Raw genomic sequence first — 15,040 nt, 5'->3', positions numbered from 1 at the left:
TCATACTAATAAAATCGTCGGCAAACAACGACCTATCCGCTAGGCTAGTGTTGTTCGTTAAAACGACAACTCTTGTCGAGTTGTTTAAGCTTGTTTACCGGAGCGATAGAAATAATGCAGGTAAAGCAAACCGAGCAGGCCTGATAAGACGGCGGGTAACAGCAGAGACCAGTTTGGAAAAGCGCGATAGGCAAAGATCCCGAAAATGCCACCGAGAATAAAGCTGACCAAGAGCACCACCAACAGACTGGCTTGCCAAGGCCAAGGTTCGCGACTTTGCAGGCGATGAGCCAGGTGCACGCCGAGATCGGTGACAATGCCGGTCATGTGGGTGGTGCGCATTTGCAGGCCGCGATAGCTGGCCACCAGGGCATTTTGCAACCCGCAGGCGATGGCGCTGAGCAGTAATGAAAGTTCCGACTGCAGAAAGCTCAGTGCGGTTGCGCTGGCGAGAATGGCGCTGTTTAACAGAAGGGCGTGCCCGTAGCTGGCGGTGGTTTGGTAGTGGGCTCTGCCGATCATGAAGCCGGACATAAATGCACCGAAGATAAAGCCGCCGAGAATCATTAATGGTATCAGCAGTTCGGAAGCGTCGAGGTGTGCCAGCACGTCACTGAGTTGCGAGGCGACCCCGGTCATTTGGCTGACGGGCAGGCCGAACTCGATGAGCATGGCGCTGTTAATGTAGCCGGCCATAGAGGCCATGAGTATTGCGATCACAAAGGTTTCGCGCACTGTGAAACGCAAGTCCTTGCTACGGTTTGAAGCCGGTTGTGCTATCGCTGAATCCGGATGAGTGATACGTTCCTCTAGAGGTTCTCTGGAAGGGTAGGGCATGGTTTGAGTCCATGATCGCGTAAATAAAAAAGCCTGTTCAAATTCTAACGAATCTGAACAGGCCTGTTGAGTTTAAGAAGGCAGAAAAGCCATAAAATTTGTGTATTAAGCGACTAACAAGTTTTTCAGTTTGTTCAAGGCTTGTTTTTCAACCTGACGAATACGCTCCATTGAAACGCCATATTCTGCCGAAAGTTCTTTCAACCCGACTTTTTTATCGCTTAACCAGCGTTTTTGCAAGATATCACGGCTACGCGCATCCAGTGTTTGCAGCGCCGCTTGCATGCGTGCCATTTCATATTCCGCCTGGTTTTCTTGCACCAGGGCGGTTTCCGGATCGGCATTTTCGCTGATCAGTACCGGGAAGGTCGTGTGATCGTCCTCATCCGCAGGTTGATCTACGGAAATGTCTTTGCCGTACAGTCGGCTTTCCATTTCCAGTACGTCCTGGCGAGTCACGCCGAGTTCTTGGGCGACCGCGTCGGCATCTTTGTCGCCAAACCACTCCAGTGACTTTTTGGTACTGCGCAGTTTAAAGAACAGTTTACGTTGCGCTTTCGTGGTCGCGGTTTTAACGATACGCCAGTTTTTGATGACGTATTCGTTGATCTCGGCGCGAATCCAGTGAACTGCAAAGGTCATCAGGCGCACGTTTTCTTCCGGATTAAAGCGTTTTACCGCTTTCATCAGGCCAATGTTACCTTCCTGAATGATGTCACCCAGTGGCAGGCCGTAACCGCTGTATGAGCGGGCAACCGGCACGACATAGCGCAGTGAAGACAGAATCAGCTGACGAGCCGCATCCAAGTCTTTGTGGTAGTACAATTTTTCAGCTAACTCGCGTTCCTCTTCGGCACTGAGCTTGTCAATGCTTTGAATGGTACGCAAATAACTGTCCAGGTTTTGTCCTGGTGTTAATTCATGCGAAAAAGCACCTGCTGCCGGTAAATGGGCTGCCACTGCACGTGGTTGAGTTTGTGAGTTTGAAACCAGAGCGTTCATCTTTGATTTCCTCCATAAACGTCATTTCGATAACTGCAATATAACAAATTTTTAGCACTCTATGCAAGTGAGTGCTAAAAATATTAATTATTTCTTAATGATTTTATTAACCTATTGATATTGAAAGGGTTTGTGTCTTTGTTTAAGGCGGCGTAAAGGGCTGTAACGAGGCCTGATGGCTTTGAGTGAAGCGCTCAAAGCAAGTTAGCGGAAAGTGTAAATAAAAAAGCCGGTTGCATAGGCAACCGGCTAAATCAAAAAGGAGAGATAAAAAGTTAAGCCTGTTCCGGAAGCTGTCCGGTTTGCTGCATCATTTGCATCCAAGCATCACGCAGTTCCGTCAAAATTTCAACCGCGCTTTCCAAGTAAAATGTCTCTTTTTCAAATACCGCTTCTTGAATGCATTGGTCTGCATAACGGTAAAGCTCCTCCAGGTCATAAGCCAGAGGCGTGTCCTGGGTGAATTTCAGGCGGTCACGCAGGGCATCTAGAATGGTGGTCATGCGCCCCAAATGAAACCCTTTTTCCACTAAGGCATTGCTTTGGTGGCAGATTTTTGCCAGATTGCCCTTGTCTACCGCGCCTTGAAGCAGCAGCAGTACCGTTTTGCGAGGATTTTCGGCCAGGTGCTGCTCCATTTCCTGATTGCGTTGATATTCTTGCAGCAGCGGAGCTTGCGCTTTCGATTCATAGTTATTTGTCGTCATGATGCGTTCCCTTGTGTGTTTTTTAATGCAATCGGCAAAAAATGCCTATTTAACGTTAAAGTTATGTCGTTTCTTGCCGTACAGCAGAGAGCGTGCCAAGAAGTAGGATGAATCTTGGGTTGTCAGGGAAGGAAAAAGAGGGGGGTGCTTAATTAATTGATTTTGTGGGAGTTTATGTTTGTTAATGAGACAGGATGCTCGACAGGAGAGAGGCGGGAACTCAGTCCATGCAGGCGTTTCTCATGTCAATATTTTGATATGGCGAAGCCGTCACGGCTTCGCCATACTCATCACTTAGAAGGTGACAACCACGGCATTAGCCACTTTTTTCGCTTTTTCAATCGCATCTTCAATGGTTGCCGCGCGCGCAATTGCCACGCCCATGCGGCGGCGGCCATCTATGTCGGGCTTTCCAAACAAGCGAATTTGCGTGTCGGGCTCGGCCAAAGCGTTTTCAAGGTTGGAGAAGGCCGTTTGGGTAGAGGTACCGGTTGGCAAAATCACGCTGGAGGCTGAAGGACCGTGTTGTTGAATGTTAGGAATCGGCAAGCCAAGGATGGCACGAGCGTGCAATGCAAACTCCGAGAGATCCTGTGACATCAAGGTAACCAGGCCGGTATCATGCGGACGAGGAGAGACTTCGCTGAAGTAGACTTCGTCCCCTTTAATAAAGAGTTCGACGCCGAATAATCCGAAACCGCCCAGAGCGTCGGTGATTTTTTGTGCAATGTCCTGAGATTTTTGCAGCGCCACCGGTGTCATCGGGTGTGGTTGCCAGGATTGGCGGTAATCGCCGTCTTCCTGATAGTGCCCAATCGGTTCGCAGAAACTGGTGCCATGAATATGTCGTACCGTTAGCAGGGTGATTTCGTAATCGAAATCGACAAAACCTTCGACAATCACGCGCCCCTTGCCGGCACGGCCACCTTCCTGTGCATAAGACCAGGCCTGCTCAATATCGTCTGCCGATTTTATGACACTCTGTCCTTTGCCAGAGGAGCTCATAATCGGTTTGACGACACAGGGCATGCCGACTTCTGTGATGGCTTGTTCAAACTCCGCCTGGCTATCGGCAAAACGGTAAGGAGAGGTCGGCAGCCCCAGTTCTTCAGCCGCTAAGCGGCGAATGCCTTCGCGGTTCATGGTCAACTGGGTCGCGCGTGCGGTGGGAATGACGGTCACCCCTTCCTGTTCCATCTCGGCTAATGTGTCGGTGGCGATGGCTTCAATTTCCGGTACCACATAATGGGGTTTTTCGGCTTCAATCACGTCACGCAAGGCTTTGCCATCCAGCATGTCAATCACGTGAGAGCGGTCCGCAACCTGCATAGCCGGGGCGTTGGCATATCGATCAACCGCAATGACTTCTACGCCATAACGCTGTAGTTCGATGGCGACTTCTTTACCGAGTTCACCCGCACCGCACAGCAAGACGCGAGTGGCAGTAGGGGAAAATGGCGTACCGATGCTAGACATGGCATCTCCTTTGCTTATAGAACTTTAAATGAATAAATTTTGACGGCTAACTGACTGAAAAATCTCTCTTTAGTAAGCTCTGTCGTGTCTCTAATCGAATAAATTAACAAAATTATACGGCAAATAGAGCAAAGAGTCTTCGCAGTCGGTCCGCAAGGGGAAAACCATGTTAGATCTTCATAAATCTGAGCGCGCGCAGACAGATAGTGCGGTTGGTTTGTTGCTTGAGGGCGAACGCAAGCGCAATAAGAAAATGGCTCAGCGCCGGGCCGCGGAGAACCGGACGCGAGTCAAAACGGTGTTGGACGGTTTTCAGAAACGTTTTTCGCAAAGCGTTGATATGCCAAACGACATCGAAGAAATGGTTGAAGCACAGGTTCAGCAGCGTACGCGTGACCTGTTTCGTCAAGCCAACTTTGATCCGTTGACGCATCTGCCTAATCGCGCCTATTTCAGCGAAACCTTAGAAACGGTATTGGAAAACGCGCAGAAAAACAGCGGTGTGTTCAGTCTGCTGTTTTTGGATCTGGACGGCTTTAAAGCGGTCAATGACAGCCTGGGCCATCAGGCGGGAGATGAGTTGCTGCAGAATGTAGGCGCGCGTCTGGTTTCATCTGTCCGGGAAGGGGATATTGTCAGCCGGCGCGGCGGAGATGAATTCGTCATTTTGTTGACGGATTTAGATAGTCGCGAGGATATCGCCAATATCTGCCAGCGCATTATTGATGAAGTCAGTCGTCCCTATTGGATTGGTCAGAGCGAAGCTCGGGTTTCAACCAGTATTGGTGTGGCGCGTTATCCTCAGGAAGGCAAAACCGCGTCGGAATTGATGGAGCATTCCGATTCTGCGCTTTATGTTTCCAAGTCTAACGGTCGTCGTACTTTCCGTTTTTATAATGAAATTGAATTCGATGTTGCAGTTCCTTCGTCTCGACTTCAAGAGCAGTTGGCCAAAGCCATTGAATCTGGAGAGATTGAAGCCTGTTTTGAGCCGCAAATTGAGCTTAAATCCGGGAAAATTGTCGGTGCCAGTTTAAGCGCGCGCTGGTTGCATGAAGCGTTGGAAAACCCGTATCTGGAAAGTTGGCAGGATATTCTGGTGAAAAGTGGCCAAGCCCCGTCGTTTGCAATTTGGTTAATTGACACGGCGTTGTATTATTTAAAACAGTGGCAAACCACAGATCAGGAGTGGGTCGTTTCAGTCCCGGTGTTGGACAGCTTGTGGTTGCACCAGGATTTGCCGGCGTTTTTGGAGCAGCGTTTGCGTCAATATCAGGTGTGTCGTGAACAGTTGCAGTTAGAGTTTTCTATGGCTTCAATGCAGAATGTGGATGGTAAGCTCAAGCAGACACTGATTGCGTTGGGTGACGCGGGTTATCAACTGACTTTGACCGATGTCGGCGCCTATCCGCTGGATTTGGCCCTGCTGTCAACGTTGAAGTTGAATGAAGTTAAGCTGGATCGTCACTGGATGCTGGAGTCGATGCAAAGCAAAAGTGGGCAGGCCTGGTTGCAGGGGCTGATTCACATGGCCAAAAGTTTGGATCTGTGCGTGATTGCCAGCGGGGTACAAAATGCCGATCAGATTCAACAATTGCATGGCTGGGGGTGTTTAATGGGCCAAGGTGAAGTTTGGTCAAAACCGCAATCGGCAGAGCGCTTTAACCAGCATTTGATGGTGCGCCATCGCCTGGGCGCTTAAATGCGTGTTTAATGACGAAATAAAGCGCTGACAAAGCGTCTACGATCAATAAAAAAGCCCCGCTGATAAACGGGGCTTTTGTGTCGTGGCACGGCCGTAATGGGTTTTAATCCATTTTTTGCAGTTGGCGGAGCATTTCCAAAATGACCTTGGCAGAGTGGGTAGCGGCCTGCTCCAGATACTTTTCAAACGTCACCGCATTTTCCTTGCCGGCAATATCCGACAGTGAGCGGATAATGACAAACGGCGTGTCAAACGTGTGGCAGACTTGAGCAATGGAGGCCGCTTCCATTTCGCAGGCGATCATCTCAGGGAAGTTGTTACGTGTATTGGCCACATCTTCCGGCTGGTGCATAAAACGATCGCCAGTGGCAATCAAACCATGCATATGTACCACCTCATCCAAGGCTTCAATGCTGTGCTGTGCCGCTTCAACCAGCGTTTCGTCCGGAAGAAAACAAGCTGGCATGCCCGGGACTTGTCCCAAATCATAGCCGAAAGGGGTGACATCAACGTCATGATGGCAAACCGAGCTGCTAATGACGATGTCGCCGACATTCAGATCGGTATGAAACCCACCGGCTGAGCCAGTGTTGATCACATAATCCGGCTGGTAGACTTGCAGCAGCAGGGTGCTGCTGATCGCGGCGTTGACTTTGCCGATCCCGGAACGCAGGAGTACCACGTCCGTGCCTTCGATTTGACCCACATAGTATTCAAAGCCTGCGTGAACCTGGGTTTGCAGGTTGTCGAGCCGATCGCGTAACAGGGAAACCTCTTCCTCCATTGCGCCGATAATAGCAATTTTCATCGTTTGCTTCGTCCTAGGGCGTTAGATTGTATTGCCTAATGCGCGTAAGGCTTCTTCGCTCATGGCCAGATCTTCATTTTTGTTGACGCCGATGCCGTGGTCAATAATGCCTTGGGCAATCTCTTTGGCCTCTTCGAGTGAGTGCATCACATAAGTGCCGCACTGATATTCGTTCAGCTCCGGAATGTCTTCCATGCGTTTGACCTTGAGAACGTCCTGCATCGATTCTAACCAGGCCTGTGCCACGCGTTCTTCGCTTGGCGCGCCCAGTAGGCTCATATAGAAACCGGTACGGCAGCCCATTGGTGAGATATCAATAATCTCGACATCGTCGCTGTTTAGATGGTCGCGCATAAAACCGGCAAACAGGTGCTCCAAAGTGTGAATGCCTTTTTCGCCCATCATGGATTCGTTGGGTTTGTTAAATCGTAAATCAAATACGGTGATCGTGTCACCAGAAGGCGATTGCATGGTTTTGGCCACGCGGACGGCTGGCGCGTTCATGATAGTGTGGTCAACAGTAAAGCTGTCTAGTAAAGGCATAATCTCATTCCTTTATGTTTTTTTGGTGTTAAAGCGATGAAGAGCGGCAGCTTGGGATGCTGTTGTTATGGCAGCCTGCAGCACGGCACACCGCTAAAGTGTTTCAGAAAGATCGTTTTCGGTTAACTCTTTTTTCAGTAGCCAACCATTATCGGTTTTTATAAACAGATAGTTGCGTTTAAATTCCAATTGATCCCCAACTTCAAATTCAGGCAGAGTCATCTTTAATAGCGTGAGGTTCATGCCGTGGGCCATCTTTTCAAAGGGATTTAGGCTTGGGTCTTTGAGCAGCTGTTCGGAGTATTCCGCCAAGCTACGGTCGGCACGTGCAATGACACGCATTTCTGCAACATAGTGGGTGTCATTCTGCTTGTAGCCGTTTTCTTTATTGGCGCTGAGCACGGTGAACAGACCGGCATATTGTTGATTAAAGTGCTGGGTGACTCCGTTTTCGACCATCTCTTCGGTCGGTTGGGTAATGCCCAGACATCCTGCCAAGAAGATGACATTGAGTAGGGAGAGGGGGGTGATGGTACGGCGAAGAAATGAGCGCATATTCTGTTCCATTCAAAGCAATTGGTCTTCCTGTGGCAGATTGATGGCTGTCTGCCGTTAGAAAGACCAAAGCATACCATACTCTGGGCAATAGCGCCGAAACAGGGTGCGATAACAGGCCGTTGTTGGTTGTTTGAAGGGAGGCAAGTGGCGTGAGAGGGCCTGATCTGACACCTAAATATAGTTATTTGGTTAAGCGACGACCCATTGACCTTTGCCTCTGCGCTTGGCTTCATACATTGCTTTGTCTGCCTGGTTGAGGATATTGTCAATCGACAGGGTGGTGGACTGATCAAAAATTTTCAGACCAATAGAGGCATTGACCGAGCACTCGATGTTTTGCGGCAGCATGACCGGTTGACGGATGATGTTGATGAGTTTATCCGCGACTTCGGCCGCATAGGTTTCGGTTTGAATGTTGTCGAGCAGGATGACAAATTCATCGCCACCAAATCGTGAGGCCAAATCGGTTTTTCGAGTCACCGATTGAATCCGTGCGGCAATCTCTTTCAATAAGAAATCACCCGCGTCGTGCCCATATTGGTCATTGACGGGTTTGAATCCGTCCAAGTCAAGAAACAGAATGGCGTTGGTTTGATGTTGCCGGTGAAGGCGATCGATGGATCGTGACAGTTCACTGACAAGCAGGCGGCGTTTAGCCAGTCCGGTGAGCTGGTCATAATTGGCAATATAGATGCTTTCCTCAATCAGAGCTTCTTTTTCCGCACTGAGTTGATTAAAAGCCTCGGTGACGTGGTTGTAGTAGGTTGCGATCAAAGAGGCATCCGAATAGGGGTCCACCAGAATTTTTTTGGAAAAGTCCTGATCTTGGGCCTGTTTGTTCATGGCTTTGGCCAAATCAAACATGGCGGTTGAGGCTTTATGCTCGCTCATATTCAAGCCGAGAATCTCTCCGGTTTCGGAAACACGCAGAGAATAAAATCGGTTGATGATTTTGAGCAAAATATAGGTGGTGATAAAAGAGAGCAGTCCGACGGCGGCGATGCCGATGATCTGTACTTTAAGCTGTTCATAAAAATCCCCTTCGGCAATTAACCAGGGGACGGCCAGAGTGCCGGCAATTCCGGCGAACAGGTGGACAGGAACGGCTTCAAGTGCATCGTCAATGCGCCAGCGCACTAATAGTTTTTTACCAAAAAAATAGGCGAAATAACCGAGTATGCCAATAAAAATAGCTGAAATGGGGCTGGCTAGGTGCGCGGAGGCGGTAATGGCGACCAGGCCTGCTAGGATGCCGTTAATAATGTCTATGACTTGGTAGTAGCCGGTGTATAAACGGCTGAATATCAACCCGGTAATGCCTGCAATAGAACCAGCCAGTAAGGTGTTTAACACCACCAGTAGTGTCTGCTGATTAAGCGCGAGCACGCTGCCGCCATTAAAACCGATCCAGCCAATCCAGATGAGGAAAACCCCGAGTGCACTGTAAGCCAGGTTAGAGTGGTCAAAACCATCGCCGTTGGTTTCAAAGCGGCCCAGGCGGGGGCCGATGATAAGAATGGCCGCTAAAGCCGCCCATCCGCCTACAGAGTGCACCACGGTTGAACCTGCAAAATCAATAAAGCCCAGTTGCGCGAGCCAGCCGTCACTGTTCCATATCCAGTGCGCTTGAACCGGATAGATAAAGATGGAAACAATGACAGCAATAATGAGGTAAGAAGTGTATTTGGTTCTTTCGGCAATGGCTCCGGAAATGATGGTTACCGCTGTAGAGGCAAACATGGCGTGGAACAGGGTCAAAGTAAGATCTGAGAAACTGTTTTCATAGAAAAAAAGCGGACTCCAGCCGAAAAAGCCGCTCAGAGTAGATCCGAGCATAATGCTGGCACCAAATGAAACAAAGATGGTAAACGCGATTAAAAAATCACTGACATTTTTAATGGCGGTGGAAATGGAGTTTTTGGTTCGGGTCGCGCCTGCTTCAAGCGCTGTGAATCCTGGCTGCATCATGGCAACCAGTACGGCACTGATTAAAACCCATAAAATATCAACCGCTTGATCGCTCATTTTTGAACCTACATAAAGGAATAATTAATTTATAAAGCAATAATTATTCCTTTAATTATTAAATATTTTTTATTAATTACATAGTTAAATATTGAATTTCTTTATGATTTTAATTTTATTTTTAAAGGTGCTTGTTGCACCAATTTTATGAATTTGGCATGAAGCGCTCTAGGTTAACTTTTTAGTGCTGGATACCTTGAAGAAGGTCATGGCCTCTTTCATGGTGGTGGACTCGTTCAGCATTTGGGTGGATGCCGAGGAGGTTTCTTCAGCAAGTGCGGCATTTTGCTGGGTAATTTCATCAATGCTGGTAACCGCCATGTTGACCTGTTCAATGCCCTGCTGTTGTTCCATGGAGCCTTTGGCAATCTGTTCGATCATGTTGGCTACCTCATAAATAGCCTGGTTGATTTCCTCAAGAGATTGGCTGGTTTCTTCTACTTGTTTTTCACCCGCTTCAACTTGAATCACACTGTTTTCAATCAGCGTTTTGATGGTGCTGGCGGCCTGAGCCGATTTCTGTGCCAAATTACGAACTTCACCGGCTACGACGGCAAAGCCTCGGCCATGTTCTCCCGCTCTTGCAGCTTCCACTGCTGCGTTAAGCGCCAGCAGGTTGGTTTGGAAAGCGATGCTGTCAATCAGGGAGGTGATTTCCGAGATTTCATGGCTGGACTGAGTGATTTGCGCCATAGAGTCCCTAGCACGCTGGACCACCTCAATGCTTTTCTGAGATTTTTCTCTCGCGGCGTGAGACATCTGATTGGCATCTTGGGCCGCTTCCGTATTGGAGCGAATGGTTGCGGTGATCTCTTCCAGTGCGCTGGCGGTTTCTTCCAGGCTGGCCGCCTGCTGTTGGGTTCGGCCGGACAAGCTGTCGCTGCCTTCGTTAACCTGGGTAATCATTAAAGACACCGTGTTGGTCGATTCTTGGATGTATCCAACGGTTTTGGAAAGGCCTGTTATCGAGCGGTTTACGTTTTCGGTCAGTTCGGCGAAACGGCCTTGGTAGTTGCCGTTAATGCGCACCGTTAAGTCGCCTTCTGCCTGTGCTTGAGTGACTCGGCTGATGTCATCAATGGAAGCGGCGATGGTATCAATAGTGGTATTGATCGCTTGTTTCATCTCGTCCAGCTGTCCAGGTAAATCGACGCAAATGCGATTATTTAGTTCGCCTTGGCTTACCGCTTGCATGACGCCATTGGTTTCGCTGACAAATTCATTGAGCAGTTTGACGGTGCGGTTTACGGAGTCTGCTGCCCGAGCAAACTCGCCCTGCAGTTCAAGTTGAATCTGTTGGGAAAAATTACCGGCAGACAGTGAGTGATTGACGTGATTTAACTCCTTAAAAATAGCATTGATCTGATTGACGGTGCGATTGATATTGCTCTTCATGTCATCAAAATCGCCCACCAAGTCGGTTGTGACTTGGTGGTCAAATTCACCGTTGGCCAAATGGCCCATAACGGATTTGATCTCTTCAATTGCTTGGTGCTGTACACTGATCATATCGTCAAATGCGCTGGCCATTTGGCCGATTTCATCGGTTGATGCAATATTGGTTCTTTGCGAAAAGTCCCCTTTTTGGTGGACATCCATAATGGTGTTTTTGAGATGCTCAATCGGTGCTTTGACCTTTCTGGCGATGTAGAGCACGATGAGGATCGAGAACAGCAGGCTTGCCAGGGTAGCGGCAGAGGTGCTTTGGATCAGCATGTCGGCACTGCTTTGAATCTGCTGTGCATCGCGGCGAGTTCCGCTCCATACGGTATCTTGTAATCGTTGTGACGCGTCGATTAACTGAGCCGTGATCTCTACCAGAGTCTCTTCGGTCATGGATCTTAGGGTGTTTAGATCCATTTTGAGTCTAAATAGTGCGCGGTTAATTTTGTTGGTAGCGACAAACACTTCTTTGATTAGGCTTATCTCTCCGTCCTGCAGAACTTCATTGCCTTGCATGAATTTAAGGGCCTCTTTTAGGTCGCTGATTTCCAGGCTGATGCGATCAAAATCCTTTTCATCACCAGAGCTGAAATAGCGCAGCGTGTACTGCTGGACGGTGTTTAAGGCCTGGATGGCAAAGGTGGTCTGTTCGCCTAAGGTTTCATCCGTATTGGTTTGACTGATGAGTTCCAGTGTCGTCATGGCGTTAGGGGCCAAATCTTTGGTGATTTCGTTAAGTTTTTCCAGAGAGTTGGTGGCTTTAGGAAGAATTTTGTTAATAGCCAGTCCAAAGTAGGCCTGGTTGGTTTCTTTGATAGTGGTTAGCAACTCCGATTCTTGTTTGCCCAAAGGGTAGAGTTTGAGTTCGTCTTGCAGCCATTCCGCACGCTCTTTCAAGAGTCGCAGTTCTTTAGCATATTGTTCGTCATGACTCAAAAGGTAGCGGTTGATCAGTATCTGGGCTTGCTGGGTGTTTTTAACCAGGTCGGTGGAAAGATTGGCGACCGGTATGGAGGTTTCCTTAACGGTGTTAGAGGCATCAGAAATGTTGCTTGCATTGAAATAGGTGATTCCACCGATAACGAGCATTAAGGCGATGATAATAAACGGCCCAATAGACAGTTTGGTGGACATTTTAAGATTGGAGATGGCGCCGGAGAATTTCTTGGTTTCAGACATGGTAAATTCCTTATTCTGCTAAGGCATCGATTTTGCGACCAACTTTGATCATCAGCTGGTTAACTTCATAGGGTTTCTTGCCCTTGAGGAGTTCAGGAGAAGGCGCGGGCTCGGTAATGCCGAGTTTGACTTTGATGCGTACCAGCTCTGCAAGAATATTGTTGGTCATATCATAAACCTGGGACGGTGTGATTTTTTCGATAGGAAAATCGGCCACGCGGACCGCAGGCATTCCTAGCTTGCGCTGTAGTTTGGCAAGACGATACAGATTCATAAATCCTTCTATCGTTGAATCAAAGGGGGTGGCTGTTTTATCTAGAGGCACTGTTCGATCAATGAATTCAATGTTCATGGCTTTGGCAATCAAGTCGATTTCGCCATCAATGATTTGGCTGTTACGAAACACCTGATTGGGATCAATGGGATCAATCAGGCCGTCCATTGCCATAGAGACCGCCATCAATTTCTCGTAAGAGTTGGATGGTGTTTTATTGGTCGCTGTTGGAGCCGGAGTGTACTCCAGGCCATTGGCTTGGGTGACTTTGGATATCTCCTGGTTTAGCTCTTTAACCAGATTAAAAACCTCAAGAGGGGTAATGGCTCTTACCGGAATGGTTTTGGGTGCAGCCCCTGTGATTCCGTATTTGCTTTGAAGTCGAATGATTTTCTCGTTTAATTCAATCGCCTTGGCGTAGACATGGACAGGTCTCTTATTGGTTTGCAGTGACGGAGACTTTGGCGCTGACTCGAGTTTTTCATGCTGGCGCACAGCCATAATCTGGTTATACATGTCATCCACTTGCTGATAGACGTCATTTGGCGTTGGGTTGGCTGAACCCAGGCTTGGAAGCAGGCAGCTAACAACCAATAACCCTATCGAAAGGCGTGAGCTTAGATTCATATTGAAACCTTTTGTATAGAAATGATGCAAATGCCGATTAAAAGCATTTATAGTGCCATGTTTGGATCGTGTTTTTGGATTATGGGGGTATGGGCAAGGCGGTTAAGGCTAAGTTATTTTTTGTTATCTATATGTTTTATATGATTAATCTAGATTGATGTTTGAAGGGTTGATGACGTATTAATTTTTTTAAAATTCGTAATAATAATGTTTTGTTAATGTTTTATTTTAGATGGAAAGTTACGGATTTGTGCCATAGGTTTGTGCATCTGCACTATTTAATAACAGGTGCTATTTGCGAATCTAAGGTGCATGAAGCGTAGGCAGGAAAAGTGGTTAAAAGGACTGGCTGGGCAAATTTTAGATATAAAAAAACCGGCATAAAGCCGGTTTTGGGGGGCAATGTGAGGGGGGTGGTCCTCACATAAAAATGGTGCGAGCGGAGAGACTCGAACTCTCACACCAAAGGCACCAGAACCTAAATCTGGCGTGTCTACCAATTCCACCACGCTCGCAATATATGGTGGCCTGACCTGGAATCGAACCAGGGACACAGGGATTTTCAATCCCTTGCTCTACCGACTGAGCTATCAGGCCTGAATCAGATTCGGCGTATTATAGGGATCAGATAGGACTCTGTCAAATCTATTTTAAAATCTATTTAAATTTTTTTGAAAATGATCTTGGCCGAGGACTTTGTTGAGTGTTTTGGGGCTTCCTAATCAAAAAATCGCTAGGCTGTGACAATGAAAATTAAATGGCGGAGATTGTATTCTTCACTTTTTTGTGTAAAATTCGTTATTCCCGTTCGGACATAACGTTTCGAACAGAAAAAACAACGATTTGAAGCTTTATGAAAAAAGAACTGATTGATCCGTTTAACCGTAAGATTGAGTATGTGCGCGTTTCGGTAACAGACCGCTGTAATTATCGCTGTGGGTATTGCATGCCGGAGCAAGGCGTGCACCCTGAAGGGCATCATGCCGAATATCTTTCTTACGATGAGCTGGCGCGTATTATTAAGGCGTTTGTCAATCTGGGCGTGGCTAAGGTGCGCCTGACCGGCGGTGAACCTTTGGTGCGTAAAGACCTGGCTTCTTTGGTTGGCCAGATCAGTCAGTATGAAGGCCTGGAAGATATTGCCTTGTCTACTAACGCCCACCATTTGGCGCGCGAGGCCGAAGCTTTGAAAGCGGCTGGAGTAAGCCGGGTCAATATTTCCATCGACTCTTTAAGACCGCAGCGCTTTAACAAAATCACCCGCGGCGGGGATTTGGAAAAAGTTTTGGCAGGGGTGGATAAAGCGCTGGAAGTGGGTCTGAATCCGGTTAAATTCAACATGGTGGTGATGAAAGGCACCAACGACGATGAAATTGAAGCCATGGTCGATTATGGTTTGGAAAAAGGCGTTGAAGTACGCTTTATCGAAACCATGCCGATCGGCCCAGCGGGCGTGAGCATGATGGATCAGCATTATGCAGCGGAAAAGATTTTAAAACGTGTTCGTCATCATGTGGGTGCGGATCTGATCCCTTCTTCCGGTAAGACACACGACGGACCGTCGCGAAACTTTGTCATTGCCGGTACGCAGACACGAATCGGGGTGATTTCCGCGGTGTCTCAGCACTTCTGTGAGACTTGTAATCGTGTGCGTTTGACCGCCCGTGGGGTATTGGCGCTGTGTTTGGGGCAGGAAGATTCGGTGGACTTAAGAACGCCGTTGCGTGACGGCATCAGTGATGCGGAATTGGAGCAGCTGATTGTCGATGCCATGTTGAAAAAGCCGGAACGTCACTTCTTTAATGAGAACGTGCACAACATCGAATTTAGACAAATGGTGCAGTTGGGCGGTTAAA

The 15,040-nt window shown here is 48.1% G+C and carries 12 protein-coding genes and 2 tRNA genes; 2 read left to right on the top strand and 12 right to left on the bottom strand.

Annotation, left to right across the window (positions count from 1 at the left end):
• Nucleotides 1–84: 84 nt before the first annotated feature.
• From QCB44_RS08155 to purT, 4 genes are all read right to left on the bottom strand, one after another.
• Nucleotides 85–837 carry a YoaK family protein gene (locus QCB44_RS08155; RefSeq protein ID WP_279409345.1) on the bottom strand — a complete coding sequence of 251 codons (753 nt, stop codon included), beginning with the start codon at nt 835–837 and terminating at the stop codon, nt 85–87.
• A 105-nt stretch (nt 838–942) separates the two neighbouring features.
• Nucleotides 943–1,839, bottom strand: coding sequence for an RNA polymerase sigma factor RpoH (rpoH, locus tag QCB44_RS08150; RefSeq protein ID WP_279409344.1), 897 nt, complete (start codon nt 1,837–1,839; stop codon nt 943–945).
• Nucleotides 1,840–2,114: 275 nt separating this feature from the next.
• Nucleotides 2,115–2,546: a flagellar protein FliS gene (locus QCB44_RS08145; protein WP_279409342.1), complete on the bottom strand. Its 432-nt coding sequence runs from the start codon at nt 2,544–2,546 to the stop codon at nt 2,115–2,117.
• Nucleotides 2,547–2,840: 294 nt separating this feature from the next.
• A complete protein-coding gene (gene purT, locus QCB44_RS08140) occupies nt 2,841–4,022 on the bottom strand; it encodes a formate-dependent phosphoribosylglycinamide formyltransferase (protein WP_279409341.1) in 1,182 nt (393 codons plus the stop codon).
• A gap of 166 nt (nt 4,023–4,188) precedes the next feature.
• Between purT and QCB44_RS08135 the strand changes: the two genes are divergently transcribed.
• A complete protein-coding gene (locus tag QCB44_RS08135) occupies nt 4,189–5,724 on the top strand; it encodes a diguanylate cyclase (RefSeq protein WP_279409340.1) in 1,536 nt (511 codons plus the stop codon).
• A gap of 106 nt (nt 5,725–5,830) precedes the next feature.
• On the opposite strand, the gene mtnN is transcribed toward QCB44_RS08135, so the two are convergent.
• From mtnN to QCB44_RS08095, 8 genes are all read right to left on the bottom strand, one after another.
• Nucleotides 5,831–6,535: a 5'-methylthioadenosine/S-adenosylhomocysteine nucleosidase gene (mtnN, locus tag QCB44_RS08130; RefSeq protein WP_279409339.1), complete on the bottom strand. Its 705-nt coding sequence runs from the start codon at nt 6,533–6,535 to the stop codon at nt 5,831–5,833.
• A 21-nt stretch (nt 6,536–6,556) separates the two neighbouring features.
• A complete protein-coding gene (gene luxS, locus QCB44_RS08125) occupies nt 6,557–7,078 on the bottom strand; it encodes an S-ribosylhomocysteine lyase (RefSeq protein WP_279409338.1) in 522 nt (173 codons plus the stop codon).
• A 93-nt stretch (nt 7,079–7,171) separates the two neighbouring features.
• Complete coding sequence (locus QCB44_RS08120) at nt 7,172–7,633, bottom strand: hypothetical protein (protein WP_279409337.1); 462 nt, start codon at nt 7,631–7,633, stop codon at nt 7,172–7,174.
• A 192-nt stretch (nt 7,634–7,825) separates the two neighbouring features.
• Nucleotides 7,826–9,661, bottom strand: a complete 1,836-nt coding sequence (gene amt, locus QCB44_RS08115) for an ammonium transporter (RefSeq protein WP_279409336.1) — start codon at nt 9,659–9,661, stop codon at nt 7,826–7,828.
• A gap of 168 nt (nt 9,662–9,829) precedes the next feature.
• A complete protein-coding gene (locus QCB44_RS08110) occupies nt 9,830–12,283 on the bottom strand; it encodes a methyl-accepting chemotaxis protein (protein ID WP_279409335.1) in 2,454 nt (817 codons plus the stop codon).
• A gap of 10 nt (nt 12,284–12,293) precedes the next feature.
• A complete protein-coding gene (locus tag QCB44_RS08105; RefSeq protein WP_279409334.1) occupies nt 12,294–13,184 on the bottom strand; it encodes a hypothetical protein in 891 nt (296 codons plus the stop codon).
• Between the two features lie 431 nt (nt 13,185–13,615).
• Nucleotides 13,616–13,699, bottom strand: a tRNA-Leu gene (locus QCB44_RS08100).
• Nucleotides 13,700–13,705: 6 nt separating this feature from the next.
• A tRNA-Phe gene (locus QCB44_RS08095) sits at nt 13,706–13,781 on the bottom strand.
• A gap of 256 nt (nt 13,782–14,037) precedes the next feature.
• Between QCB44_RS08095 and moaA the strand changes: the two genes are divergently transcribed.
• Nucleotides 14,038–15,039 (top strand): GTP 3',8-cyclase MoaA, encoded by a 1,002-nt coding sequence (gene moaA / locus QCB44_RS08090; protein WP_279409332.1) that lies wholly within the window; start codon nt 14,038–14,040, stop codon nt 15,037–15,039.
• Nucleotide 15,040 lies beyond the last annotated feature (1 nt).

It is taken from the genome of Thiomicrorhabdus sp. zzn3 (genome assembly GCF_029767755.1).
GTDB lineage: Bacteria > Pseudomonadota > Gammaproteobacteria > Thiomicrospirales > Thiomicrospiraceae > Thiomicrorhabdus.
The sequence above is the reverse complement of the archived record's forward strand: the minus strand, read 5'-3'. Positions and strand labels throughout refer to the sequence as shown.